The organism is Ramlibacter sp. MMS24-I3-19 (genome assembly GCF_050320135.1).
Lineage (GTDB): Bacteria > Pseudomonadota > Gammaproteobacteria > Burkholderiales > Burkholderiaceae_C > Ramlibacter.
Map to the genome: position 1 here is coordinate 3,093,140 of NZ_CP190017.1, position 25,513 is coordinate 3,118,652.

Below are 25,513 nucleotides of genomic sequence, written 5' to 3' on the forward strand. Positions count from 1 at the left end.
CCGGCGCGCGGCGCCGGACCCTTGTCCTTGCACACAAGAATCTCTGAGGAACCAGAAAAATGGCAATCGTTGACGTGAAGGTCCCGCAGCTGTCCGAGTCGGTGGCCGAAGCGACCCTGCTGGCGTGGAAGAAGAAGCCCGGCGAAGCCGTGGCGCAGGACGAGATCCTGATCGAGATCGAGACCGACAAGGTCGTGCTCGAAGTGCCCGCGCCCAGCGCCGGCGTGCTGTCCGAGATCGTGGTCGCCGATGGCGGTACCGTCACGGCCGAACAGGTCATCGCGAAGATCGACAGCGAAGGCCGCGCCGGCGCGCCGGCTTCGGCGCCTGCAGCCGCAGCCGCGCCCGTGGCCGCCGCGCCTGCGACCTCCGCTGCCGCAGCGAGCGGTGGTTCGAAGTCGGACGTGGCCATGCCGGCCGCGGCCAAGCTGATGGCCGACAACAACCTCGCCGCGGGATCGGTGGCAGGCACTGGCCGCGATGGACGCATCACCAAGGGTGACGTGCTGTCGACCGTTGCGGGTGGCGGAGCCAAGACTGCCGTCGCCGCTCCGGTGCAAGCCGCGCGTCCGCCGGCGCCGGCGCTGCAGCAAGTGGCCGCGCCCAGCGTGCCCAACCTGGGCGACCGCCCCGAGCAGCGCGTGCCCATGAGCCGCCTGCGCGCGCGCGTCGCCGAGCGCCTGCTGCAGTCGCAGGCCACCAACGCCATCCTCACCACGTTCAACGAGGTCAACATGGCCCCGGTGATGGAGATGCGCAAGAAGTTCCAGGAGAAGTTCGAGAAGGAACACGGCGTGAAGCTCGGCTTCATGTCGTTCTTCGTCAAGGCCGCGGTGCACGCGCTGAAGAAGTACCCGGTGATCAACGCCAGCGTGGACGGCAACGACATCGTCTACCACGGCTACTTCGACGTCGGCATCGCGGTGGGCTCGCCGCGGGGCCTGGTGGTGCCGATCCTGCGCAACGCCGACCAGATGTCGTTCGCCGACATCGAGAAGAAGATCGCCGAATTCGGCGCCAAGGCGCGCGACGGCAAGCTGGGCATCGAGGACATGACCGGCGGCACCTTCTCCATCTCCAACGGCGGCGTGTTCGGCTCGATGCTCTCGACACCCATCATCAACCCGCCGCAGTCGGCCATCCTGGGCGTGCACGCCACCAAGGACCGCGCCGTCGTCGAGAACGGGCAGATCGTGGTTCGCCCGATGAACTACTTGGCCATGAGCTACGACCACCGCATCATCGACGGCCGCGAAGCCGTGCTGGGCCTGGTCGCGATGAAGGAAGCGCTGGAAGACCCGGCACGACTTCTCTTTGATCTCTGATAGCAAGAACAAGGACGAGGCCCCGCAAGGGGCCTCGTTATCGTCTGTGAGCAACAAACAATTCGACGTCGTCGTCATCGGCGGCGGCCCCGGCGGCTACATCGCCGCCATCCGCGCGGCGCAACTGGGCTTCAACACCGCCTGCATCGACGAGTGGAAGACCAAGGACGGCAAGCCCGCCCCGGGTGGCACCTGCACCAACGTCGGCTGCATCCCGTCCAAGGCGCTGCTGCAGTCGTCCGAGAACTTCGAGCACGCCGGCAAGCACTTCGCCGACCACGGCATCCAGGTCAGCGGCCTGGCCCTGGACGTGGCGAAGATGCTCGGGCGCAAGGACGCCGTCGTGAAGCAGAACAACGACGGCATCCTGTTCCTGTTCAAGAAGAACAAGGTCACGTTCTTCCATGGCCGTGGCTCGTTCGTGAAGAGCGGCGCCGAGGGACACGAGATCCAGGTGACGGGCGCCGCCAACGAGACGATCGCTGCGAAGCACGTCATCGTGGCCACGGGCTCCAATGCGCGTGCGCTGCCCGGCGCTCCGTTCGACGAGGTGAACATCCTGTCGAACGACGGCGCGCTGCGCGTGCCGCAGGTGCCGAAGAAGCTGGGCCTGATCGGCTCCGGCGTCATCGGCCTGGAGATGGGCTCCGTGTGGCGTCGGCTCGGCGCCGAGGTGACCATCCTCGAGGGCCTGCCCACGTTCCTGGGCGCGGTCGACGAGCAGATCGCCAAGGAAGCGCAGAAGGCGTTCACCAAGCAGGGTTTGAAGATCGAGCTGGGCGTCAAGGTCGGCGAGGTGAAGAACAACGGCACGCAAGGCGTGACGGTGGCCTACACCAATGCCAAGGGCGAGGCGCAGACCCTGGCGGTCGACAAGCTGATCGTCTCCATCGGCCGCGTGCCCAACACCATCGGGCTGAAGCCCGAGGCCATCGGCCTGCAGCTGGACGAGCGCGGCGCGATCATCGTCGACGACCTGTGCCGCACCAACGTGCCCAACGTGTGGGCGATCGGCGATGTCGTGCGCGGCCCGATGCTGGCGCACAAGGCGGAAGAAGAGGGTGTGGCGGTGGCCGAGCGCATCGCGGGCCAGCATGGCCACGTCAACTTCAACACCATCCCCTGGGTGATCTACACCAGCCCCGAGATCGCGTGGGTCGGCCAGACCGAGCAGCAGCTCAAGGCCGCAGGCGTCGCCTACAAGGCCGGCACGTTCCCGTTCATGGCCAACGGCCGCGCACGTGCGCTCGGCGACACCACGGGCATGGTGAAGTTCCTCGCCGACGCGAAGACCGACGAGATCCTGGGCGTGCACATCGTCGGGCCGATGGCCAGCGAACTGATCTCGGAGGCCGTGGTGGCGATGGAGTTCAAGGCCTCCGCCGAGGACATCGCCCGCATCTGCCACGCGCACCCGTCGCTCTCCGAAGCCACCAAGGAAGCGGCGCTGGCAGTCGACAAGCGGACGCTGAACTTCTAAGAGAAAAGACGGAACGCGAAAGACGCGAAGGTGGCGCAAAACACGCGAACGAAGGCCTCGATGGGTTTCGCGTCTTTTGCGCTCCTTTCGCGTCTTTTGCGTGCGGCTGTCCGATGAGCGTTCGCGAGATCTACGAAGCCGAACTGAAGGCGCGCGGGTACCAGAGCGACCCGGCGCAGCTGCGCGCGGTGGAAGCGCTGGACCGCTGCGCGCAGGAGTGGGCGCACTACAAGGAGAAGCGCTCCAACTCGCTCAAGAAGCTGATCAACCATCCCGACATCCCGCGCGGTGTCTACATGGTGGGCGGGGTGGGGCGCGGCAAGAGCTTCCTGATGGACTGCTTCTTCCAGGTCGTGCCGCTGAGGCGCAAGACCCGGCTGCACTTCCACGAGTTCATGCGCGAAGTGCACCGCGAACTGGCCGACCTGCAGGGCACCGTCAATCCGCTTGACGCGCTGGGCGAACGCATCGCCGATCGCTTCAAGCTGATCTGCTTCGACGAATTCCACGTCGCCGACATCACGGACGCGATGATCCTGCACCGCCTGCTGCAGGCGCTGTTCGACAATGGCGTGGGGTTCGTCACGACGTCCAACTTCGCGCCCGACGACCTCTATCCCAACGGCCTGCATCGCGACCGCCTGCTGCCCGCGATCGAATTGCTGAAGGCCAATCTCGACGTGGTCGATGTCGACAACGGCGTCGACTACCGCGAGCGCACGCTGCAGCACGTGAAGATGTACCACACGCCGCTCGGGCCGCAAGCCGACGCCGAGATGGACCGGGCGTTCAGCGAGCTGGCAGAGTCGCGCGACGAGGACCCGGTGCTGACCATCGAGCACCGCGAGATCCGTGCGAGGCGCAAGGCCGGCGGTGTTGTCTGGTTCGACTTCCGCACGCTCTGCGGCGGGCCCCGCTCGCAGAACGACTACCTGGAGATCGCGACGCAGTTCCACACCGTGCTGCTGTCGGGCGTGCCGGCCATGCCGGTGAACATGGCGTCGGAAGCGCGGCGGTTCACCTGGCTGGTGGACGTGCTGTACGACCGGCGCGTGAAACTGATCCTGTCGGCCGCGGTCGAACCCGAGGCGTTGTACACCGAAGGTCCCCTGGCGCACGAGTTCCCGCGCACCGTCTCCCGCCTGCGCGAGATGCAATCGGCGCAGTTCCTGGGCCAGGGGCGCCGCACCGTCGACACTCGCCTGACATGACCCATCGCACCGCTGTCCTGCTGCTCGCGCTGGCCTGCTGCCTTCCCGCACTGGCCGACCAGGCGCAGGAGATCGCGACCGAACGCGCACGCATCGCTGCCGAGCGCAGCCGCGTCGAGGCGACGTTCCAGGCCGAGCAGAAGACCTGTTACCGCAAGTTCGCGGTCAGTGGGTGCATCGAGGACGCGCAGGCGTGGCGCAGCCAGCAATTGTCGGACCTGCGTCGCCAGGAAGTCGCCCTGAACGATCTCGAACGCAAGGCGCGCTCTGCCGACCGCATGCGCGAGCTGCAGCAGAAGCAGGCCGACGAGGCGCGCCGGCAGTCCGACGCGGCCGCCAAGGGACAGGCCGAGCGTGCTTCGCGCGAGCAGCGTGCCCAGGAGAAGGCGGAGAAGGCGCAGGCCGCCGCGGCCAGGGAGGGCACCGGGAAGGCGAAGCGGCCCCGGTCCGCGCCTGCGCCGAAGGCCACGGCGCCGCGCACGCCCAATGCGTCGGCCGGGCCTGACGCCAACGAGAACCGCCACAAGTTCGAAGAGCGCCAGCGCCAGGCCCAGGAGCACAAGGCCAGCGTCGAGCAGCACCAGGCCGAGCACAAGAAGCCGGCCCAGCCGCTGCCGGTGCCGCCCTGAGCGGTGCTGTGCAGCCTGCTGGCCGCAGGATGGCCGCCGGCTAGGCCAGCGGTTCGAGCTTGACGATGGCCAGCGAGAGGTTGTCGCCGCCACCCCGTGCGCGCGAACGCGCTTTCTCGATCAGGAACTCGCTGGCTTCCCGCGGCGACAGCGACGACAGCACCGAGCCCAGCTCGTTCGGGCTGAAGTAGTGCCAGACGCCGTCGCTGCAAGCCAGCAGCACGTCGCCCGGCTTGAGCTGCTGGATGAAGTACAGGTCGGCCGGCGGATCGTCTTCCGCACCCAGGCACCCCATGAGGATGTTGGACTGCGGGTGGACGTTGGCCTCTTCCTCCGTGAGCTCGCCCTTGTCGACCAGCGTCTGCACGTACGAATGGTCGAGCGTGCGCTTGACGAGGCTGCCGCCGTGGAAGTGGTAGATGCGCGAATCGCCGGCATGCACCCAGTGGCAGTCGCCCGCAGGGTTGATGAGGAACGCCGCGATCGTGCTGTGCGGCTCCTGCTCGGACGAGATGGCGGTGAGCTTGATGACCAGGTGCGCTTCCTCGACCACCTGCTTGAGCAGGTGCGAGGCGTCATCGTGGTCGGGCGAGTAGCGCTCGAACAGCTGCCTGGCCGTCAGCATCACCTGGTCCGACGCCTTGCGGCCGCCGCTGCGGCCACCCATGCCATCCGCCACCACGCCCAGCACGCAACCGTTGATGCGCGGATGGCCGATCAGGGCCACCTGGTCCTGCTGGTACTCACGGTCACCCTTGTGGATGCCGGTGGCGGCGGTGAGACGGTAGCCTTTGCCCATGAAGTTTCCTGCGTGGAGCGGTGGCCGCCCCGGGAGCACTTATTATCGTTGGGCACGACCAGCTCTTCCTCCGCGGTCGCCAACTATTTCCTTGGAACCGAACCTGCATTCGCCCGAGCGCCGGCTGATCGAGCTGCGCATCGAACACGCCGATCTCGACGCCCTGATCGACGCGGCTGCGCATGCCGCGCCGCTGGACGAGCTGTTGCTGCGTCGGCTGAAGAAGAAGCGGCTGCAATTGCGCGACGAGATCGCGCGCATCGAGCTGGCGCTCGATCCCAAGGAGCCCGCTTGACCTCCTTGCGCGACCCGGTGTGAGCAAGCTGCAAGAAGCGGTGCGCGACGCTTTCGCGCCCGGTGGCGTCCTGGATGGCGCGGCCGAAGCGTTCCGACCGCGCGAGGGGCAGACCCAGATGGCGCTGGCTGTCGCGGCCAGCATCGAGCAGGGAGGTGCGCTCGTGGTCGAGGCCGGCACCGGCGTCGGCAAGACCTTCGCGTACCTTGTGCCCGCACTGCTCTCGGGCGAGCGGGTGCTGCTGTCCACCGCCACCAAGACGCTGCAGGACCAGCTGTTCGGCCGCGACCTGCCACGGCTGGTCGAGGTGCTCGGCCTGCCGGTGCGCACGGCGCTGCTCAAGGGCCGCGGCAGCTACCTGTGCCTGCACCGCATGGAGCAGGCCCGGCAGGATCCGACGGCCGGCGAGCGTGCCGTGGCCGCCACGCTGTCGCGCGTCGAGCAATGGGCGCAGTCCACGCGCAGCGGCGACCTGGCGGAGCTCACGGGCCTGGACGAGCGTTCGCCGGTGCTTCCCCTGGTGACCTCCACGCGCGACAACTGCCTGGGCACGCAGTGCCCGAAGTTCCGCGCGTGCCACGTCAACCTGGCGCGGCGCGAGGCCCTTGCGGCCGACGTGGTCGTGATCAACCACCACCTGTTCTTCGCCGATCTCGCGGTGCGCGAGTCGGGCATGGCCGAACTGCTGCCCACCGTGCGCGTCGCCATCTTCGACGAGGCCCACCAGCTCAATGAGACCGGCGTGCAGTTCCTCGGCACGCAGCTGGGCACCTCGCAGCTGCTGGACTTCACGCGCGACATGCTCGGCGCCGGCCTGCAGCTCGCGCGCGGGCTGGTGGACTGGCAGCAGGTGGCGGCCGGCACCGAGCGCGCGGCCCGCGATTTGCGGCTGGTCATCGGGCGCAGTGGCACCGGCCGTCTGCGCTGGGCCGGGGAGGCCCCGGACGGCATTGACCCGACCGCGTGGCAGGACGCGCTCGACGCCACGCGGCTGGCCTGCGAGCAGGCCGCCGAGGCCATTGCCACCGTGAGCGAGATCGCGCCGGACTTCCAGCGCCTGCACGAGCGCGCGGCGACGCTGGCCGAGCGTGCGCTGCGCTTCACCCGGCCCTGCGACGGCGACTCCGTGCGGTGGGTCGACGTCGGGCAGCAGCTGCGGCTGATGGAGTCGCCGCTCGACATCGCGCAGACCGTGCGCACGCGCCTTCTCAAGCGCAGGGGCGATGCCGCGCCATCGCCGCAGGACGACGACGGCCGGGCCTGGATCTTCACCTCGGCCACGCTGGGCGACGATGCTCGGCTGTCATGGTTCACGGAACCCTGCGGGTTGCAGGAAGCGCAGGTGCTGCGGGTGGGCAGCCCGTTCGACTACCCGTCGCAGGCAGCGGTGTACCTGCCGCGCGAGCTGCCAAAGCCCAACGATCCTGGCCACAGCCAGTCGGTGGCGCGGCTCGCCGCGGCCGCGGCGCTGCGCATCGGCGGCCGCACCATGGTGCTCACGACCACGCTGCGCGCCTTGCGCGCCATCGGCGAGGACCTGCTGCGCCGCTTCGGCGACGGCAGCCAGCTGGAGGTGCTGGTGCAGGGCCAATGGCCCAAGCGGCGCCTGATCGAACGGTTCCGCGAGGGCGATTCGCATGGCCGGCCGGGCTGCCTGCTGGTCGCCTCGGCGTCGTTCTGGGAAGGCGTCGACGTGCCCGGCGATGCGTTGCAGCTGGTGGTCATCGACAAACTGCCGTTCCCGCCGCCGGGCGATCCGGTGGTCGAGGCGCGTTCGCAGCGGCTGGAAGGGCAGGGCCGCAGTTCGTTCAACGACTACTTCATTCCCGAAGCCGCGGTGGCCTTGAAGCAGGGAGCCGGCCGGCTGATCCGTCGCGAGAGCGACCGCGGCGTGCTGGTCGTGTGCGACACCCGGATGGCGAGCATGGGCTACGGGCGGCGGCTGCTGGCCGCATTGCCGCCGATGCGGCGGCTGTCGACGTCGGCCGACTTCGAGGCCGCGCTCGAGGCGCTGCGCTCGGACGCGACCTCAGAGCCCTGAGTGGCTCACCAGAACTTCCACCACGGCGACGCCGCCTTGCTGCCAGCGGCAGGACGGCCGGTGATGAACGCGCTCTGCGGGTAGCTCTTCTCGAGCACGCGGCGCGCATCGTCGCGCAGCTGCGGCATGCCGAGTGCGTCGTACGAACGCACGAGGATCACCAGCGCCTCTTCGAGCGCGGGAACATCGTGGTAGTCGGCCAGTGCGGACTGGGCGCGATTGGCCGCCGCGACGTAGGCACCGCGTTCGTAGTAGTAGCGCGCGACGTGCACCTCGTACTGCGCCAGTGCATTGACGATGTAGGTCATGCGCGCGCGGGCGTCGGGCGTGTACTTGGAGTCGGGGAAGCGCGTGGCCAGTTCCTTGAAGGCCTCGAATGACTCCTTGGCGGCCTTCTGGTCACGCTCGGACAGGTCCTGGCGCGCCACCCAGGCGAGCAGGCCCAGGTTGTCGTTGAAGTTCACCAGGCCCTTGAGGTACAGCGCGTAGTCGATCGCCGGGCTGGCGGGATGCAGCTTCATGAAGCGGTCCAGCGTGGACACCGCCTGCGCCGGTTCGCCCGACTTGTACTGCGAATACGCCTTGTCCAACTGGGCCTGCTGCGCCAGCGGCGTGCCGGCCGCGCGGCCTTCGAGGCGCTCGAGGATCGGCACCGCCTTGTCCCAGGCACCGGATCCCATCTCGTCCTTCGCGTCGGCATACAGCCGTGCCGGGCTCAGGTTGGGTCCGCGCTCCACCGGGTTCGACGAGCACGCGCCCAGCAACGCGGCCGCGACGACGGCGAGACACGATAATTTGGCACGAAGCATGACGCGCAGACCTTCTTGAAACAGAGCCGGACGATTATAGGAGTGGCCCCCGAGACACTCGCGCCCGACGAGGCCCTGGACGACGAGCCGGAGACCGCTGCGCCGGGCGAGTTCCGCTCGCTTTCCGTGCCGCCCGCGTTGCACGGTGAACGGCTCGATCGCGCGCTCGCGGACCTGGTGCCGGAGTTCTCGCGCAACTACCTGCAGCAGCTGGTCGTGGATGGCGCCGTGTCCATCGATGGACGACCTGCGAGCCGTGCGGCCCACCGTGTCCGCGCGGGCGCAGCGCTGGGTATCGAATTGCGGCCCACGCCGCAGAGCCAGGCGTTCCGCCCCGAGCCGATGGAGCTCGCCGTGGTGCACGAGGACGAACACCTGCTCGTGATCGACAAGCCCGCGGGCCTGGTGGTGCACCCCGCGCCGGGCAACTGGAGTGGCACCCTGCTCAATGGCCTGCTGGCACGCGACGCGGCCGCCACCACCTTGCCTCGCGCCGGCATCGTGCATCGGCTGGACAAGGACACCAGCGGCCTGATGGTGGTGGCGCGCACGCGGCTGGCGATGGACGCACTGGTGCGGATGATCGCGGCGCGCGAGGTCACGCGGCAGTACCTTGCCATCGCTCACCGGCCATGGTCCGGTCCTTCGCCGGTCACGGTCGACGCAGCGATCGGGCGCGACCCGCGCAACCGCCTGCGCATGGCCGTGGTGGATCTCGCGCACACGCCCGGCAAGCCGGCCGCCACGACGTTCGAGCGGCTCGACTCCAGCGATGACGGTTGCCTCGTGCGGGCCAGCCTGCACACGGGCCGCACCCACCAGATCCGCGTGCACCTGGCGCACCTCGGCCATCCGCTGCTCGGCGATGCCCTGTACGGCGGCGCGCCGGCTGCCGGCGTGGCGCGCCAGGCGCTGCATGCCTTCCGGCTCGCGTTCACGCATCCGCTGACCGGTGGCGCGCTGGACCTGCGATCCCCGCTGCCGGACGACCTTCGTGCCGGATTGGCCGGATGGGGCCTGCGTTACAATCCCGAGGCAGCGATGGCGCGACAGTCCACGCCTGCCGGGCCAGCCCCGATGCCCGCCGGCGCCAGCGCCGCGATGCCGCCGCCCCTCTCGACGGGCGGCCCCCCGACCGGAGCGCCGCCCGGCGCCCGTTCCAGGAAGACCGCAAGACGATGACTACCGCGGATGCCAAGCGCGTCCTCGAAACCGCGTTGATCTGCTCGTCGCAACCGTTGCCGGTGCGCGAGCTGCGCGTCCTGTTCAACGACGAACTGGGCGCCGACACCATTCGCGGGCTGCTCGAGGAGCTGCAGGACGACTGGGCCCAGCGTGGCGTGGAACTGGTGTGCGTGGCCACGGGCTGGCGCTTCCAGAGCCGCCCCGAGATGCGCGAGTACCTCGACCGGCTGCATCCCGAGAAGCCGCCCAAGTACACGCGCGCCGCCCTCGAGACGCTGGCGATCATCGCGTACCGCCAGCCGGTCACGCGCGGCGACATGGAGGACATCCGTGGCGTCACCATCAACACGCAGATCCTCAAGCAGCTGGAGGACCGCGGCTGGGTCGAGGTGATCGGCCATCGCGAAGCCGTGGGACGCCCGGCGCTCTATGCGACCACGCGGCAGTTCCTGGACGACCTGGGCCTCGCGTCGCTCGACCAGCTGCCGATGCTCGAGTCGCCCACCCAGCAGATGGAGGCCCTGGCCGGACTGGCCGGCGGCGAGGGCGCGCAGCCCGAACTCTCCATCGATGCCACCGACCCTGCGGCCGATGACGGCCTGCATGTCCAGGCCGCGCAGACCGCCGATGCCGGCGCGGCGGCCGACGATCTTTTCCCCCCGACACCTTCCGACCCCGACACCTCCGGCAGTGGCGACTCCGCTTCGGCCGAGATGACCTGACCTGCCATGAATTCCAACGAGCTGCAGCCGCCGGCCATCGATGCCGCCGCCACCGACGACAAGGACAAGGTGCCGGCAGCGCAGGCGCCGCTCGCGACGCAGCCGGGCGGCGGCGCACCTCCGGCCGAGCGCGCGCAGGCGCAGGACGAAGGGGATCGCGATGACGGCTTCGACGACGATGACGATCGCGACGCTGACGACCACGACGACGCCGAGCCGCGGAGGACCGCCCGCGAGCGGGCAACTCCCGCACCAGCGCCCGAGCCGATCCGCTTCGAGGACGTGGTCTCCGGCCGCTTCGACGCGGACGAACAGGCGCCGGACACCGCTTTGCCCAAGCGCGTTCTCGCCCCGCAGGCCGACACGCCCAAGTTGCACAAGGTGCTGGCGCAGGCCGGCCTGGGATCGCGGCTCGAGATGGAGCAGCTGATCATGGAAGGGCGGATCTCGGTGAACAACGAGCCCGCCCACATCGGCCAACGCATCCAGTTCGGCGACCAGATCAAGGTCAACGGCAAGCCGATCCGCGTGCGCATCGCTCCGCCTGCAGCGCGCGTGATTGCGTACCACAAGCCGGTGGGCGAGGTCGTCACGCATGACGATCCGCAGAACCGTCCCACCGTGTTCCGCAAGCTGCCGCGGCTGCAGCAGGGCAAGTGGCAATCGGTCGGGCGGCTCGACCTGAACACCGAAGGCCTGCTGCTGTTCACCAGTTCCGGCGAACTGGCCAACCGCCTGATGCATCCGCGGTTCGGGCTGGAGCGCGAATACGCGGTGCGCGTGCTCGGGACCTCTCGGCCGAGGAGAAGCAGCGGCTTCTCGACGGCATCGATCTCGAGGACGGCAAGGCCCAGTTCGGCGCGATCGAGGAAGGTGGCGGCGAGGGCGCCAACAGCTGGTACCGCGTGACCATTTCCGAGGGCCGCAACCGCGAGGTGCGGCGACTGTTCGAAGCGCTGGGGCATGCAGTCAGTCGCCTGATCCGCATCCGCTACGGCGCCATGGTGCTGCCGCGCGGCCTCAAGCGCGGCGCTTTCCTCGAACTGGACGAGCGTGACATCCGGGCCTTGACCCAGGCAGCGGGCGGCCCTCCGGCCGAGCGCCCACCGCGCGACGGCGACACCGGGGGTCCGTCGCGCAACCGCCGCCGCGGCAACCGTGGCGCTGGCCCGCGTCCCGACGGCAACCAGCCGCGTGGCGCGGCCGGTGGCCCGGGGAAGGGCGGCGGCCAAGGCCAGCAGCGGCGCAGCAACGACCGCGGCCGAGGCAATGCAGGCGGGGGCGGCGGCAATGGCGGCCAACCGGATCCGATGAAGACCTCGTTCGGCTACATCGGTGCCGACAGCTTCATGCGCCAGCGCCAAGGCGGCCCGGGCGGTGGCCAGCGGCGAGGTGGCGGCGGCGGCGGCGGCGGAGGCGGCGGAGGCGGCGGAGGCGGCGGCGGTGGCTCCGGCGGCGGACGCCGTGGTGGCAATCGCGGCGGGCGCTGAGCTTCGCCGATCGCCTACCGCCGAAAAGGTCACATCCGCCAGCTAAAATAGCAGGCTTTCCCGAACTTTCCGGCCCGCGGGCGCCTCCACCAGGCTGCGGCAACCAGCTGCAGCACAGGGCGTGGCGCGGGTCCTCCCATATCACAAACCCGACCAGGAACCTTCATGGCGATCGAACGCACCCTCTCCATCATCAAGCCCGACGCAGTGGCCAAGAACGTCATCGGCCAGATCTACGCGCGCTTCGAGGGCGCCGGCCTGAAGATCATCGCGGCACGCATGGCCCACCTGTCGCGCCAGGAAGCCGAGCAGTTCTACGCCGTGCACAAGGCCCGTCCGTTCTTCAAGGACCTGGTCGACTTCATGATCTCCGGCCCCGTGATGATCCAGGTGCTGCAAGGCGAGGGCGCCATCCTGAAGAACCGTGACCTGATGGGCGCCACCGATCCGAAGAAGGCCGAGAAGGGCACCATCCGCGCCGACTTCGCCGACAGCATCGACGCCAACGCCGTGCACGGCTCCGACGCCGCCGAGACGGCAGCGGTCGAGATCGCGTTCTTCTTCCCTGGCATGAACGTCTACTCCCGCTGAAAGCGGAGTAGCGACGATGTGATGACGGCCAGTCCTGAGCTCAGTCCGGGGACCAACCTCCTCGATTTCGATCTCGACGGGCTGGCCGCGTTCTGCGAGACGCTGGGCGAGAAGCGGTTCCGCGCCACGCAGCTGTTCCGCTGGATCCACCAGCGGGGCGCGCGCGATTTCGACCAGATGACCGACCTGGCGAAGTCGCTGCGCGAGAAGCTGAAGACCGCAGCCCGCATCGAGGCGCTGCCGGTCATCAGCCAGCACGAATCCGCCGACGGCACCATCAAGTGGCTGTTCGACGTGCGCGACGGCAATGCCGTCGAGGCGGTGTTCATTCCCGAGGACGATCGCGGCACGCTGTGCGTCTCGTCGCAGGCAGGCTGCGCGGTGGGCTGCCGCTTCTGCTCCACCGGCCACCAGGGCTTTTCGCGCAACCTCTCCACCGGCGAGATCGTGGCGCAGCTCTGGTTCGCCGAGCACTTCCTGCGCGGCCACCTGAAGACCAGCGAACGCGTGATCTCCAACGTCGTGATGATGGGGATGGGCGAGCCGCTGCAGAACTATGCGGCCCTGGTGCCCGCGCTGCGCACGATGCTGGACGACCATGGCTACGGCCTGTCGCGGCGACGCGTGACTGTGTCCACCTCGGGCGTGGTGCCGATGATGGATCGCCTGGCGCAGGACTGCCCGGTGGCCCTTGCCGTGTCGCTGCATGCGCCGAACGATCCGCTGCGCGACAACCTGGTGCCGCTCAATCGCAAGTACCCGCTGGCCGAACTGCTGGCTGCATGCGATCGCTACCTCGCGCATGCACCGCGCGACTTCATCACGTTCGAATACTGCATGCTCGATGGCGTGAACGACACGCCGGAGCTCGCGCGCGAACTCGTGGCCCTGGTGCAGCACCACGCCGGCCGCGGGATCAGCTGCAAGTTCAACCTCATTCCCTTCAACCCGTTCCCCGCGTCAGGACTGACGCGATCGCCCAACACCCGTGTTGTCGCGTTCGCGAAGTTGCTGAGTGATGCTGGTATCGTCACCACCGTGCGCAAGACGAGGGGGACGACATCGACGCCGCCTGCGGCCAGCTCGCCGGCGACGTGAAGGACCGGACCCGTGTGGGTGAGCGCATCGCCCAGCAGCGCACCGTGATGCTCAGACAGGTGCCGGCAGCCGCAGCTGCCAAGGAGGGTTGAATGGTCGGGAAGAGGGGACTCGGGCAGCTTGGGCTGCTGGTGGCGGCATTGCCGTGGGCCGCATTGCTCGCGGGAGCGATCACCGTCTCGGGATGCGCGACGCCGCAGGCCGAGTCCACGCAGGATTCCGTCGTGACGGAGTTCGACGAACCGGAAGCACGCAAGCGTGCCCGCATCCGCATGGAGCTCGCGGTCGGCTACTTCCAGCAGGGCAAGACCAACATCGCGCTCGACGAGCTGAAGCAGGTCATCGCCATCGATCCCTCGTACGCCGATGCGTACAACCTGCGCGGGCTGATCTACATGCAGCTCAATGACCCCCGCCTGGCCGAAGAAAGCTTCCGCCGTGCCATGGCGCTGAGCCCGCGCGATGCCAACACGATGCACAACCTCGGCTGGCTGCAGTGCCAGCAGCGGCAGTTCGAGGAAGCGGACCGCACCTTCGAGCAGGCGCTGGCCATTCCGCTCTACCCGGAACGCGCCAAGACGCTGATGGCGCGGGGCCTGTGCCAGGCGCGCGATGGCAAGCCCGAGGTCGCCGAGCGCACGCTGGCCAAGGCCTACGAGCTCGATGCCGGCAATCCCATCGTCGGCTACAACCTGGCCAACCTCCTGTTCGCCCGGGGCGACACGTCGCGCGCCCAGTTCTACATCCGCCGCCTGAACAACAGTGAACTCGCCAATGCCGAGTCGCTCTGGCTCGGGATCAAGGTCGAACGCAAGATGGGCGACAAGCTGGCAATGGCGCAGCTGGCCGACCAGCTGAAAAAGCGCTTCCCGCGTTCGCGCGAGACGACGTCGCTCGAAAAGGGGTCGTTCGATGAGTGAAGCCGTGATGGGCGAGGTGGCCGGACAGGGCACCAGCGCCGGCGAACTCCTGCGGCGCTACCGCGAGGCGGCCGGCCTGCACGTGGACACGCTGGCGGCGAGCCTGAAAGTGCCCGTGCGCAAGCTCCAGGCCCTGGAGCAGGACCAGCACGACCAGCTGACGGACGCCGTGTTCGCACGCGCGCTGGCCTCCAGCGTGTGCCGCACCCTCAAGGTCGACGCGCAGCCCGTTCTCGAGCGGCTGCCGCAGACCCACCCGCCGCGCCTGCTGCAGGACCACGAGGGCCTCAATGCGCCGTTCCGCGCGCCCGGCGACGGTGCCGCGCCCGGATGGACCGAGCAGCTCACCAAGCCGGTGTTCCTGGTCGTCTACGCGCTGCTTCTGGGTGCGCTGGTGCTGGTCTTCCTGCCCAGAACTCACACGGATGACGCGCCGGCTGGGAAGCCGGGCGGCACGGCGCCCGCGCCGATGACCAGCGCCGCGCTCCCGCCGACGAGCACGGCCAACGAAACACCGGCGGCGGTGTCGCCCGAGACCGTGCCGATGCCGCAGCCCTCGACGCCCGTCGGGGCGGACGAGCCCATTGCCGCGGCGGCACCCGCAGGAACGTCCGCACCGTCCGTCGCTCCTGCCACGCCCACCGCGCTTGTCGCCGCGCCCGCCGCCGCTTCCGCACCCGTTCCCAACGGTGTCGTGGTGTTCCGCACCACCGGCCCGTCCTGGATCGAGGTGACCGACAGCCGCGGCACCACCACCCTGCGCCGCCTCATGGCCGCCGGCGAGTCCGCCGGCGCCTCCGGCACGCTGCCGCTCGCCGTCACCATCGGCAGCGTCAGTGCCACCACCGTGCAGGTGCGTGGCAAGCCATTCGACCTGGTGCGGTTCTCGCGCGACAACGTCGCACGTTTCGAAGTGAAGTGATGTCCCAAGCCTGCCTGCCCGTCGAACCCGCGTTCCCCGCCCCCGCCGCAGCCGCCAGGCCCGCGTGGCCTGGGGGTCGCGCGTGGTCACCGTGGGTGGCGATGCGCCCGTGCGCGTGCAGTCGATGACCAACACCGACACCGAGGATCCGATCGCCACCGCGATCCAGGTGAAGGAGCTGGCGCAGGCAGGTTCCGAGATGGTGCGCATCACCGTCAACACGCCCGAGGCGGCGAAGCAGGTGGCCTACATCCGCGAGCAGCTCGATCGCATGGGCGTCGACGTGCCGCTGGTGGGCGACTTCCACTACAACGGCCACCGGCTGCTCACCGAATTTCCCGACTGCGCGCAGGCGCTGTCCAAGTACCGCATCAACCCCGGCAACGTGGGCAAGGGCGACAAGCGCGACCGCCAGTTCGGCCAGATGATCGAAGCCGCCATGCGCTGGGACAAGCCGGTGCGCATCGGCGTCAACTGGGGCAGCCTCGACCAGGAACTGCTCGCGTCCCTGATGGACGAGAACGCGGGCCGGGCCCAGCCCTGGGATGCGCGCAGCGTCATGTACGAGGCGCTGATCACGTCGGCCATCGAATCCGCGAAGCGTGCGGAGGAGATGGGCATGCCGGGGCAGCAGATCATCCTGTCGTGCAAGGTCAGTGGCGTGCAGGACCTGATCTCGGTCTACCGTGAACTGGCACGCCGCTGCGACTACCCGCTGCACCTGGGCCTCACCGAGGCGGGCATGGGCACCAAGGGCACCGTGGCCTCCAGCGTTGCGCTGGGCATCCTGCTGCAGGAAGGCATCGGCGACACCATCCGCGTGTCGCTCACACCGCAGCCGGGCGAATCGCGCACGCAGGAAGTCGTCATTGCCTCCGAGATCCTGCAGTCGCTGGGTCTGCGCATCTTCGTGCCGAGCGTCACCGCCTGCCCTGGTTGCGGCCGCACGACCAGCACCACGTTCCAGGAACTGGCCAAGCAGATCGACGACCACCTGCGCGCCAACATGCCCGTGTGGCGCAGCAAGTATCCCGGCGTCGAGAAGCTGCGCGTCGCGGTGATGGGCTGCATTGTCAACGGTCCCGGCGAGAGCAAGCATGCCGACATCGGCATCAGCCTGCCGGGCACCGGCGAGGCGCCGGCCGCGCCCGTGTTCATCGACGGCGAGAAGGCCCTGACGCTGCGCGGCGAGAACATCGCCGGCGAGTTCCACAAGATCGTCGAGGACTACATCGAGAAAAGGTTCGGCACCGAGACGGTCGCCGCCTGAACGGCCCCCTGGCCACAGAGGGCGCAGGCTCGCGCCCCAACGAAAAGAACGATCCCATGGCTGACAAACTCAGTGCCGTCAAGGGCATGAACGACATCCTGCCGCCCGAATCGGCGCGGTGGGAGGCGCTCGAGGACAAGGTGCGCGACCTGATGGGCCGCTACGCCTACCGCATGATCCGCACGCCGGTGGTCGAGCCCACGCAGCTGTTCGTGCGCGGCACCGGGCAGACCACGGACATCGTCGAGAAGGAGATGTACTCCTTCGAGGACCGGCTCAATGGCGAACAGCTCACGCTGCGGCCCGAGAACACGCCCGGCGTCGTTCGTGCCGCCATCGAGCACAACCTCACGTACGACGGCGGCAAGCGCCTGTACTACATGGGCCCGATGTTCCGGCACGAGCGGCCGCAGCGCGGCCGCTATCGCCAGTTCTACCAGCTGGGCGCCGAGGTGCTGGGCCACCCCGGGTCCGAGGTCGACGCCGAGCTGATGCTGCTGGCGCACCAGCTGTTCACCGAGCTCGGCCTGAAGGACGTCCGCGTCGAGATGAACAGCCTGGGCGTGTCGGCCGAGCGCCAGGCGCACCGTGCGGCGCTGGTGGCGTACTTCGAGCAGCACAAGGACATCCTCGATGCCGATGCGCAGCGCCGGTTGCACACCAACCCGCTGCGCATCCTGGACACCAAGAACCCGGCGATGCAGCAGATGGTCACGGCGGCGCCGCAATTGCTGGCATACCTGGGCGAGGCTTCGCTCAAGCACCTGGACACGGTCAAGGCGCTGCTGGACGCGTGCGGCGTGCGCTGGTCCATCAATCCGCGCCTGGTGCGCGGCCTGGACTACTACAGCCACACGGTGTTCGAGTTCATCACCGACCAGCTCGGCGCGCAGGGCACGCTGTGCGGCGGAGGCCGTTACGACGGCCTGTTCGAGATCCTCGGCGGCAAGCCGACGCCGGCCGTGGGCTGGGGCATGGGCCTGGAGCGTGTGCTGGAACTGCTGAAGGAGCAGGGCGCCGCCGTCGACGCCGGCGCCCCTGACGTCTACGCCGTCGTGCCCGATGCGACCGCGCTGCCGCAGGCGATGCGCGCGCTGCAGGCGCTGCGCGCGGCCGGCGTCTCGGCGCAGATGCATGCGGGTGGCGCCGACGGCTTCGGCAGCATGAAGTCGCAGTTCAAGAAGGCCGACGCCAGCGGCGCGCGCCACGCCCTCATCTTCGGCGCCGACGAACTGGCGGCCGGCGAGGTCACGGTCAAGGCGCTGCGAGACGGACAGGGCGCCCAGCAGCGCAGGCCACTGGCCGGCGTGGCCGACTGGGCCGGCTCGCTGCGGGCCTGACCCATCGGGCCGCTCGCCACGGCTCACTACAATCCCCGGCTGCCCACCTTGCGGCGACACACACCTCCATGGCATCCCACCTCGATCTCGAAGAACAGGAGCAGCTTGACCAGCTCAAGCACTTCTGGAACACCTACGGCAACCTGATCTCCTGGGTGCTGATCGCCGTGTTCGGCGCCATCGCGGCCATGAACGGCTGGCAGTACTGGCAGCGCAGCCAGTCGGCCAAGGCGTCGGCGCTGTACGACGAGGTCGAGCGGTCGGTGCAGGCCGGCGACCTCGCGCGGGCCGAGCACGGATTCAACGATGCGCGCGACAAGTACGGCAGCACCACCTTCGCCCAGCAGGCGGGCTTGCTGCTGGCGCAGGCCGCGGTCGACAAGGGCAAGCCCGAGGTGGCGCGCGGCGCGCTCACCTGGGTCGCGGACAAGTCCTCCGACGAGGGTTACCAGGCCATCGCTCGCCTGCGCCTCGCATCGCTGCTGATCGAATCCAAGTCGTACGACAATGCGCTCAAGCAGCTCGATGCCGGTTTCCCGTCCGAATTCGCGCCGCTGGTGGCAGATCGCCGCGGCGACGTCTACAACCTGCAGGGCAAGAAGGACCAGGCGCGCGCCGAGTACACCAAGGCCTGGCAGGGACTGGGCGATCGCGACGACTACCGCCGCATGGTCGAAGTCAAGCTCACCGCGCTGGGCGTGGATCCCAAGTCGCTCGCGCCGGCGGCCAAGGCTGCCGGGAGCGGCAAGTCATGAGGCGCCTGCCTCTCGCCTCCCGTGTCGCCGGCGCGCTGCTGCTGTGCGGCGCTCTGGCCTCCTGTTCCTCGATCAGCACGCTGTTCGGCGGCAGTGACAAGCCGATGCCGGCGGAACTGCAGCCCAACCCTGCGTCGATGGCCGTTCGCCAGGCGTGGTCCGCCAAGGTGGGTGCGGTCGCCTTTCCGCTGACCGTGACACCGAGCGGCAGCCAGTTCACCGTGGCGGCCAGCGACGGCACCGTCGCCGTGATCGACGGCACGACGGGTCGCGACGTCTGGCGCGCCAGCGCGGGTGCCCGGGTCATCGCTGGCGCGGGCACCGACGGTTCCCTCGTGGCCGTGGTCACCGACGACAACATGCTGGTCGGCATGGCCGACGGCAAGGTGCTGTGGCGCGAGAAGCTCAGTGCCCAGGCCTACACCGCCCCCTTCGTCGCGGGCAAGCGCGTGTTCGTGCTCGCGGCCGACCGTTCGGTGTCGGCCTATGACGGCCAGACGGGCCGCAGGCTGTGGTCGCAGCAGCGCCCGGGCGAGCCGCTCGTGCTGCGCCAGGGCGGCGTGCTGCTGGCGGTGGGCGACATGCTCGTCACCGGGCAGGGCGGCCGGATGACAGGCCTCAACCCCAACAACGGCAGCGTGCGTTGGGATGCGGCGATCGCCTCGCCGCGCGGCACCAACGACGTCGAACGACTGGTCGATCTGGTCGGCCCGGTGTCGCGCCTCGGCACCTCCGTCTGCGCGCGTGCGTTCCAGGCGGCCGTCGGCTGCGTGGACGCCAGTCGTGGCTCCGTCGTGTGGACCCGTCCGGCCAATGGCGGTGTCGGCGTCAGCGGCAACGAGGACCTCGTCGTCGGCGCCGAGACCGACGGGCGCGTGGTTGCCTGGCGCCGCGACAACGGCGAACGCAGCTGGATCCACGACAAGCTGCAACACCGCGGGCTGACGGCGCCGCTGCTGGTGGGCAACTCGGTCGCGATCGGCGACAGCTTCGGCTTCCTGCACGTGCTGGCGCGCGAGGACGGCCGGCTGGTGAATCGCCTGGCCACCGACGGTTCGGCCATCGCCACGGCGCCTGTCGTCGTCGGCAACACGATGGTGGTCGTCACCCGCAACGGCGGCATTTTCGGCTTCGTGCCGCAATAACCTCACGCGCAGTTGCCGATGAAACCCGTGCTGGCCCTGGTAGGCCGCCCCAACGTCGGCAAGTCGACGCTCTTCAACCGGCTGACGAAGTCGCGCGATGCGATCGTGGCCGATTTCGCCGGCCTCACGCGCGACCGCCACTACGGCAACGCGAAGCACGGCAAGCACGAATTCATCGTCATCGACACCGGCGGCTTCGAGCCGACGGCCGAGAGCGGCATCTACATGGAGATGGCCAAGCAGACGCGCCAGGCCGTCGCCGAGGCCGACGTGGTGGTCTTCGTGGTCGATGCGCGTGGCGGCCTCTCTGCGCAGGACCACGACATCGGCAATTACCTGCGCAAGCTGGGCAAGCCCACGGTGCTGGCGGCCAACAAGGCCGAGGGCATGAGCGAGGGCGTGCAGCTCACGGAGTTCTACGAGCTCGGGCTGGGCGAGGTGCATCCGGTGTCCGCCGCGCACGGGCAGGGCATCCGCAGCCTCGTCGAGCTGGCGCTCGCGCCGCTCAACCTGCCCGAAGACGAGGAAGAAGCGCCGGTCGAAGAGGGCCCCATCAAGCTGGCCGTCGCCGGCCGCCCCAACGTCGGCAAGTCGACGCTGATCAACACCTGGCTCGGCGAAGAGCGTCTCGTGGCGTTCGACCTGCCAGGCACCACGCGCGATGCGATCTCGGTCCCGTTCGAGCGAGGCGGCCAGAAGTACGAACTGATCGACACCGCCGGGCTGCGCCGCAAGGGCAAGGTGTTCGAGGCGATCGAGAAGTTCTCGGTCGTCAAGACGCTGCAGGCCATCGAGTCGGCCAACGTCGTTCTGCTGCTGCTGGACGCCACGCAAGGCGTCACGGACCAGGACGCCCACATCGCCGGCTACATCCTGGAGAGCGGGCGCGCGGTGGTGATCGCGGTCAACAAGTGGGACGCCGTGGATGCGTACCAGCGCGAGCAGCTGCAACGGCAGATCGAGGCGCGGCTGGCGTTCCTGAAGTTCGCGTCGCTGCACCTGATCTCGGCGAAGAAGCGCCAGGGCCTGGGACCGGTCTGGGAGTCGATCGCGCAGGCCCACAAGGCTGCCATGACCAAGATGCCGACGCCGGTGCTGACCCGCGTGCTGCAGGAGGCGGTGCAGTTCCAGGCCCCCAAGCGCTCGGGCATGTTCCGGCCCAAGCTGCGGTATGCGCACCAGGGCGGCATGAACCCGCCGGTGATCGTCATCCACGGCAACTCGCTCGAGCACGTCACCGACGCCTACCGGCGCTTCCTCGAGGGACGCTTCCGCAAGGAGTTCAACCTCATCGGCACGCCGCTGCGGGTGGAGATGAAGACGTCGAAGAACCCGTACGCGGACAAGGACTAGGCCGCCGGCCTTGCCGCCGCGGGCTTGAATCGCGAGCCCGCGCACCCACATGCCCGAAGTGCGCGGCAGACTACTTGCACGGCTGGGTCGCTGTGGTAAGGTGCAAGTTCCTACAACGAATCCCGAACACGGAGCTATATCGTGAGCAACAAAGGGCAGCTGCTACAAGACCCGTTCCTGAACACCTTGCGTCGCGAGCATGTTCCGGTCTCGATCTATCTCGTCAACGGCATCAAGCTGCAGGGGCAGATCGAATCGTTCGACCAGTACGTCGTCCTGCTGCGCAACACGGTGACGCAGATGGTCTACAAGCACGCCATCTCCACCATCGTCCCCGGCCGCGCCGTGAACTTCTCCACGGCCGAGGGCAGCGAAGCCGCCGCCAGCTGATCGCGGGCGCGCGCATCGCGTGCCCTTCCCGCCGGGCGTTTCCAGTTTTCCTGAATCCACCCGGACGTTCCGTTGCCTGACATCCAAGACAAAGACGCTGCTCCCGCCATCCTGGTTGGGGTGGACCTTGGCCTTCCCCATTTCGACGCCGAGCTCGAGGAGCTGGGCGAACTCGCCCGCACCGCCGGGCTCGAGCCCGTCGGCCGCATCACTGCCAAGCGCAAGGCGCCCGACGCGGCGCTGTTCGTCGGCAAGGGCAAGGCCGACGAGATCAAGGCGCTTGCCACCGAACTGGGCGCCACCGAGGTGCTGTTCGACCAGGCCCTGAGTCCCGGCCAGCAGCGCAACCTCGAGCGCCACCTCGGCCTTCCGGTCAATGACCGCACGCTGCTGATCCTGGAGATCTTCGCGCAGCGGGCCCGCAGCCATGAAGGCAAGTTGCAGGTCGAACTCGCGCGCCTGCAGTACCTGAGCACCCGGCTGGTCCGGCGCTGGTCGCACCTGGAGCGCCAGCGCGGCGGCATCGGCGCACGTGGCGGCCCGGGCGAAACGCAGATCGAGCTGGACCGCCGCATGATCGGCGACGCCATCAAGCGCACCAAGGATCGCCTCGACAAGGTGAAGAAGCAGCGCACCACGCAGCGCCGCCAGCGCGACCGGCAGGGCGCCTTCAACATCTCGCTCGTGGGCTACACGAACGCCGGCAAATCGACGCTCTTCAACGCGCTGGTGAAGGCGCAGGCCTATGCGGCGAACCAGCTGTTCGCGACCCTGGACACCACGACGCGTCGCCTGTACCTCGACGATGTCGAGGGCGTCAAGGCGGGCCGCTCGGTCTCGCTCTCCGACACGGTCGGGTTCATCCGCGACCTGCCGCACGGCCTGATCGATGCCTTCCAGGCCACGCTGCAGGAAGCGGCCGATGCCGACCTGCTGCTGCACGTGGTGGACGCGGCCAATCCGCACCATCCCGAGCAGATCGAGGAAGTGCAGCGCGTGCTGCACGAGATCGGCGCGGCAGAGGTGCCGCAGGTGCTGGTGTTCAACAAGACCGACGCGCTGCAGGCAGCTCCGCGCCAGCGCAGCGACGTCTTCGAGCTCGAGGGTGCGCCGGTGCGCCGCCTGTTCGTCAGCAGCCGCACTGCCGATGGCCTGCCGGACCTGCGCCGCGAGCTGGCCGAGCGCGCCTCCAGCGAACGAACCCCGCAGCCTGGCGCGCAATTGCACGAAGAGCCCGCCTGATTGGGCACAATCCGGACGCAACGACAAGAAACGATCCGCATGAATCTGCATCTTCCCGGCGTCCTGGCCGGCTTGGCCGGCCGGGCCCGCGGCATGTTCAACCTGAACGATCCCCGCTGGGGACGCGGCGGCGGTGACGACAAGGACAACAACGGCGGTCCTCCGCGCGGCCCCAACCAGGGACCGCCCGACCTCGACGAACTCTGGCGCGACTTCAACCGCCGCCTGGGCGGCCTGTTCGGCGGCGGACGCGGCCGTCGCCCCGAGGGCAATGGCAACCTCCCGCCCGACATGCGCAACGCCGGCATCGGCATCGGCCTGATCGCCACGGTGCTGGTGCTCATCTGGCTGGGCACGGGTTTCTTCATCGTGCAGGAAGGCCAGCAGGCCGTGATCACGCAGTTCGGCCGCTACAAGGCCACGGTCGGTGCCGGCTTCAACTGGCGGCTGCCATATCCGATCCAGCGTCACGAGGTGGTGCCGGTCACGCAGATCCGCTCGGTGGACGTCGGGCGCGATGCGGTGGTCAAGGCCACCGGCCTGCGCGAGTCGGCCATGCTCACCGAGGACGAGAACATCGTCGAGATCAAGTTCGCCGTGCAGTACCGCCTGAACGACGCGCGCGCCTACCTGTTCGAGAGCAAGAACCCCGGCGAAGCCGTGGTGCAGGCCGCCGAGACGGCCGTGCGCGAGGTGGTCGGCAAGATGCGCATGGATTCGGCGCTCGCCGAGGAGCGTGACCAGATCGCACCGCGCGTGCGCAACCTGATGCAGCAGATCCTGGACCGCTACAAGGTCGGCATCGAGATCGTCGGCATCAACCTGCAGCAGGGCGGCGTGCGCCCGCCGGAGCAGGTGCAGGCCGCGTTCGATGACGTCCTCAAGGCAGCGCAGGAACGCGAACGCGCCAAGAACGAGGCCCAGGCCTATGCCAACGACGTGATTCCCCGCGCCGTCGGCTCCGCCTCGCGCCTGGCGCAGGAAGCCGAGGCCTACAAATCGCGGGTCGTTTCACAGGCGCAGGGCGATGCGCAGCGCTTCACCGCGGTGCTGGGCCAGTACCAGAAGGCGCCGCAGGTCACCCGCGACCGCATGTACCTGGAGACCATGCAGCAGATCTACGCGAGCGTAACCAAGATCCTGGTCGAATCGCGCCAGGGTTCCCTGATGTACCTGCCGCTCGATCGCATCCTGCAGCAGGTGACGGGCGGCGGATCGACCGGGGGCGCCGCGGTCGAACCCACGCCCTCGACCGGTTCGGGCGGCAGCGCCAGCAGCAGTTCCCCCAGTTCCGGCAGCAGCAGTGACTCGCGCACCCGGGACAACGCGCGCAGCCGCGACCGCGAGACGCGTTGAACCGGGAGCCACGATCCATGAACCGAATCGGATTCTTCGCCGCCGCCGCCCTCGTGCTGCTGGCTTTGCTCAGCTCCATGCTGTTCGTCGTCGACCAGCGCCAGTTCGGCGTGGTCTATGCGCTCGGCCAGATCAAGGAAGTGATCACCGAGCCCGGCCTCAACTTCAAGCTGCCGCCGCCGTTCCAGAACGTCAGCTACATCGACAAGCGCCTGCTCACGCTGGACAGCAGCGACACCGAGCCGATGCTCACCGCCGAGAAGCAGCGCGTGGTGATCGACTGGTACGTGCGCTGGCGCATCACCGATCCGTCGCAGTACATCCGCAACGTGGGCCTCGACGAGGCGGCCGGCGCCAACCAGCTCAATCGCGTGGTGCGCAACGCATTCCAGGAGGAGATCAACCGCTTCACGGTGCGTGAGTTGCTGTCCGCCAAGCGCGAGCAGCTGATGGCCGACGTCAAGCGCGAGGTCACCGAGACGGTCAAGGGCGCCAAGCCCTGGGGCGTGGACATCATCGACGTGCGCATGACGCGCGCCGACTACGTGGAAGCCATCACCGAGTCGGTCTACCGCCGCATGGAGGCCGAGCGCAAGCGCGTGGCCAACGAGCTGCGGTCCACCGGCGCGGCCGAAGGCGAGAAGATCCGCGCCGACGCCGATCGCCAGCGCGAGATCACCATCGCCAACGCCTACCGCGATGCCCAGAAGGTCAAGGGCGAGGGCGACGCGCAGGCCGCCGGCATCTACGGCGAGGCGTTCGGGCGCGACGCGCAGTTCGCGCAGTTCTACCGCAGCCTCGAGGCCTACCGCGCCACCTTCAACAAGAAGGGCGACGTGATGGTGCTGGACCCGCAGGGCAGCGAGTTCTTCCGTGCGTTCCGGGGCAATACGGCGCCCGCGCCGGCGCCGGCCGGCAGGAAGTAGCGCGCCTTGGGCAGCGAGATCTTCTGGGCCGCGCTGGCCCTGGCGCTGGTGCTCGAGGGCCTTCTCCCGCTGCTCGCACCCCGAGGCTGGCGCAGCACCTTCCAGAAGCTGATGCAGCTGCGGGACGGCCAGCTGCGGTTCTTCGGGTTGTGCAGCGTGCTGCTCGGGCTGGCGCTGCTCTGGCTGGTGTCCTGAAGGCGCGGGCCACAGCCGCGCCGC

At 68.9% G+C, this 25,513-nt stretch carries 23 protein-coding genes and 2 pseudogenes; 23 read left to right on the forward strand and 2 right to left on the reverse strand.

Annotated elements, in window-relative coordinates:
* Positions 1-59: 59 nt before the first annotated feature.
* The 4 genes from odhB (at position 60) to ACPWT1_RS15425 (ending at position 4,645) form a co-directional block, all read left to right on the forward strand.
* Positions 60-1,325: a 2-oxoglutarate dehydrogenase complex dihydrolipoyllysine-residue succinyltransferase gene (gene odhB, locus ACPWT1_RS15410; RefSeq protein ID WP_427912031.1), complete on the forward strand. Its 1,266-nt coding sequence runs from the start codon at positions 60-62 to the stop codon at positions 1,323-1,325.
* Positions 1,326-1,371: 46 nt separating this feature from the next.
* On the forward strand, positions 1,372-2,805 hold the full coding sequence (gene lpdA, locus ACPWT1_RS15415) for a dihydrolipoyl dehydrogenase (protein ID WP_427912032.1): 1,434 nt from the start codon (positions 1,372-1,374) through the stop codon (positions 2,803-2,805).
* A gap of 113 nt (positions 2,806-2,918) precedes the next feature.
* Complete coding sequence (gene zapE, locus ACPWT1_RS15420; protein ID WP_427912033.1) at positions 2,919-4,016, forward strand: cell division protein ZapE; 1,098 nt, start codon at positions 2,919-2,921, stop codon at positions 4,014-4,016.
* Entirely contained in the window at positions 4,013-4,645 is a 633-nt protein-coding gene (locus tag ACPWT1_RS15425; protein WP_427912034.1) for a hypothetical protein, read from the forward strand. The genes zapE and ACPWT1_RS15425 overlap by 4 nt, the downstream gene beginning before the upstream one ends.
* Before the next feature lie 40 nt (positions 4,646-4,685).
* Here ACPWT1_RS15425 and ACPWT1_RS15430 read toward each other — a convergent pair whose 3' ends face one another.
* Positions 4,686-5,444 carry a PP2C family protein-serine/threonine phosphatase gene (locus ACPWT1_RS15430; RefSeq protein ID WP_427912035.1) on the reverse strand — a complete coding sequence of 253 codons (759 nt, stop codon included), beginning with the start codon at positions 5,442-5,444 and terminating at the stop codon, positions 4,686-4,688.
* 91 nt (positions 5,445-5,535) lie between these two features.
* On the opposite strand from ACPWT1_RS15430, the gene ACPWT1_RS15435 reads away from it, so the two are divergent.
* The gene (locus ACPWT1_RS15435) at positions 5,536-5,739 is read left to right on the forward strand and encodes a DUF465 domain-containing protein (protein ID WP_427912036.1); all 204 of its coding nucleotides are present in this window, start codon (positions 5,536-5,538) and stop codon (positions 5,737-5,739) included.
* A gap of 118 nt (positions 5,740-5,857) precedes the next feature.
* Positions 5,858-7,780 carry an ATP-dependent DNA helicase gene (locus tag ACPWT1_RS15440; RefSeq protein WP_427915571.1) on the forward strand — a complete coding sequence of 641 codons (1,923 nt, stop codon included), beginning with the start codon at positions 5,858-5,860 and terminating at the stop codon, positions 7,778-7,780.
* Between the two features lie 5 nt (positions 7,781-7,785).
* Here ACPWT1_RS15440 and ACPWT1_RS15445 read toward each other — a convergent pair whose 3' ends face one another.
* Positions 7,786-8,589: an outer membrane protein assembly factor BamD gene (locus tag ACPWT1_RS15445; RefSeq protein ID WP_427912037.1), complete on the reverse strand. Its 804-nt coding sequence runs from the start codon at positions 8,587-8,589 to the stop codon at positions 7,786-7,788.
* Positions 8,590-8,625: 36 nt separating this feature from the next.
* On the opposite strand from ACPWT1_RS15445, the gene ACPWT1_RS15450 reads away from it, so the two are divergent.
* The 17 genes and pseudogenes from ACPWT1_RS15450 (at position 8,626) to ACPWT1_RS15530 (ending at position 25,489) form a co-directional block, all read left to right on the forward strand.
* The gene (locus ACPWT1_RS15450; protein WP_427915572.1) at positions 8,626-9,771 is read left to right on the forward strand and encodes an RluA family pseudouridine synthase; all 1,146 of its coding nucleotides are present in this window, start codon (positions 8,626-8,628) and stop codon (positions 9,769-9,771) included.
* On the forward strand, positions 9,768-10,496 hold the full coding sequence (scpB, locus tag ACPWT1_RS15455) for an SMC-Scp complex subunit ScpB (protein ID WP_427912038.1): 729 nt from the start codon (positions 9,768-9,770) through the stop codon (positions 10,494-10,496). The genes ACPWT1_RS15450 and scpB overlap by 4 nt, the downstream gene beginning before the upstream one ends.
* Before the next feature lie 6 nt (positions 10,497-10,502).
* Positions 10,503-11,986, forward strand: a pseudogene (locus ACPWT1_RS15460) (pseudouridine synthase).
* Positions 11,987-12,151: 165 nt separating this feature from the next.
* Entirely contained in the window at positions 12,152-12,577 is a 426-nt protein-coding gene (ndk, locus tag ACPWT1_RS15465) for a nucleoside-diphosphate kinase (protein WP_427912039.1), read from the forward strand.
* Positions 12,578-12,598: 21 nt separating this feature from the next.
* Positions 12,599-13,767: pseudogene (gene rlmN / locus ACPWT1_RS15470) on the forward strand (23S rRNA (adenine(2503)-C(2))-methyltransferase RlmN).
* Positions 13,768-14,595, forward strand: a complete 828-nt coding sequence (gene pilW / locus ACPWT1_RS15475; RefSeq protein WP_427912040.1) for a type IV pilus biogenesis/stability protein PilW — start codon at positions 13,768-13,770, stop codon at positions 14,593-14,595.
* Positions 14,588-15,517, forward strand: coding sequence for a helix-turn-helix domain-containing protein (locus ACPWT1_RS15480; protein ID WP_427912041.1), 930 nt, complete (start codon positions 14,588-14,590; stop codon positions 15,515-15,517). The genes pilW and ACPWT1_RS15480 overlap by 8 nt, the downstream gene beginning before the upstream one ends.
* 64 nt (positions 15,518-15,581) lie before the next feature.
* On the forward strand, positions 15,582-16,787 hold the full coding sequence (ispG, locus tag ACPWT1_RS15485) for a flavodoxin-dependent (E)-4-hydroxy-3-methylbut-2-enyl-diphosphate synthase (protein ID WP_427912042.1): 1,206 nt from the start codon (positions 15,582-15,584) through the stop codon (positions 16,785-16,787).
* A 56-nt stretch (positions 16,788-16,843) separates the two neighbouring features.
* Positions 16,844-18,127, forward strand: a complete 1,284-nt coding sequence (gene hisS, locus ACPWT1_RS15490) for a histidine--tRNA ligase (protein WP_427912043.1) — start codon at positions 16,844-16,846, stop codon at positions 18,125-18,127.
* 68 nt (positions 18,128-18,195) lie between these two features.
* Positions 18,196-18,882: a YfgM family protein gene (locus tag ACPWT1_RS15495; RefSeq protein WP_427912044.1), complete on the forward strand. Its 687-nt coding sequence runs from the start codon at positions 18,196-18,198 to the stop codon at positions 18,880-18,882.
* A complete protein-coding gene (gene bamB / locus ACPWT1_RS15500; RefSeq protein ID WP_427912045.1) occupies positions 18,879-20,027 on the forward strand; it encodes an outer membrane protein assembly factor BamB in 1,149 nt (382 codons plus the stop codon). Before ACPWT1_RS15495 ends, bamB begins: the two co-directional genes overlap by 4 nt.
* An 18-nt stretch (positions 20,028-20,045) precedes the next feature.
* Positions 20,046-21,380: a ribosome biogenesis GTPase Der gene (der, locus tag ACPWT1_RS15505; RefSeq protein ID WP_427912046.1), complete on the forward strand. Its 1,335-nt coding sequence runs from the start codon at positions 20,046-20,048 to the stop codon at positions 21,378-21,380.
* 141 nt (positions 21,381-21,521) lie between these two features.
* Entirely contained in the window at positions 21,522-21,770 is a 249-nt protein-coding gene (hfq, locus tag ACPWT1_RS15510) for an RNA chaperone Hfq (RefSeq protein ID WP_427912047.1), read from the forward strand.
* Between the two features lie 72 nt (positions 21,771-21,842).
* On the forward strand, positions 21,843-23,012 hold the full coding sequence (gene hflX / locus ACPWT1_RS15515; RefSeq protein WP_427912048.1) for a GTPase HflX: 1,170 nt from the start codon (positions 21,843-21,845) through the stop codon (positions 23,010-23,012).
* Positions 23,013-23,051: 39 nt separating this feature from the next.
* Positions 23,052-24,368: an FtsH protease activity modulator HflK gene (gene hflK, locus ACPWT1_RS15520; protein WP_427912049.1), complete on the forward strand. Its 1,317-nt coding sequence runs from the start codon at positions 23,052-23,054 to the stop codon at positions 24,366-24,368.
* Positions 24,369-24,385: 17 nt separating this feature from the next.
* Complete coding sequence (gene hflC / locus ACPWT1_RS15525) at positions 24,386-25,294, forward strand: protease modulator HflC (RefSeq protein WP_427912050.1); 909 nt, start codon at positions 24,386-24,388, stop codon at positions 25,292-25,294.
* A 6-nt stretch (positions 25,295-25,300) separates the two neighbouring features.
* A complete protein-coding gene (locus ACPWT1_RS15530; RefSeq protein WP_427912051.1) occupies positions 25,301-25,489 on the forward strand; it encodes a DUF2065 family protein in 189 nt (62 codons plus the stop codon).
* Positions 25,490-25,513 lie beyond the last annotated feature (24 nt).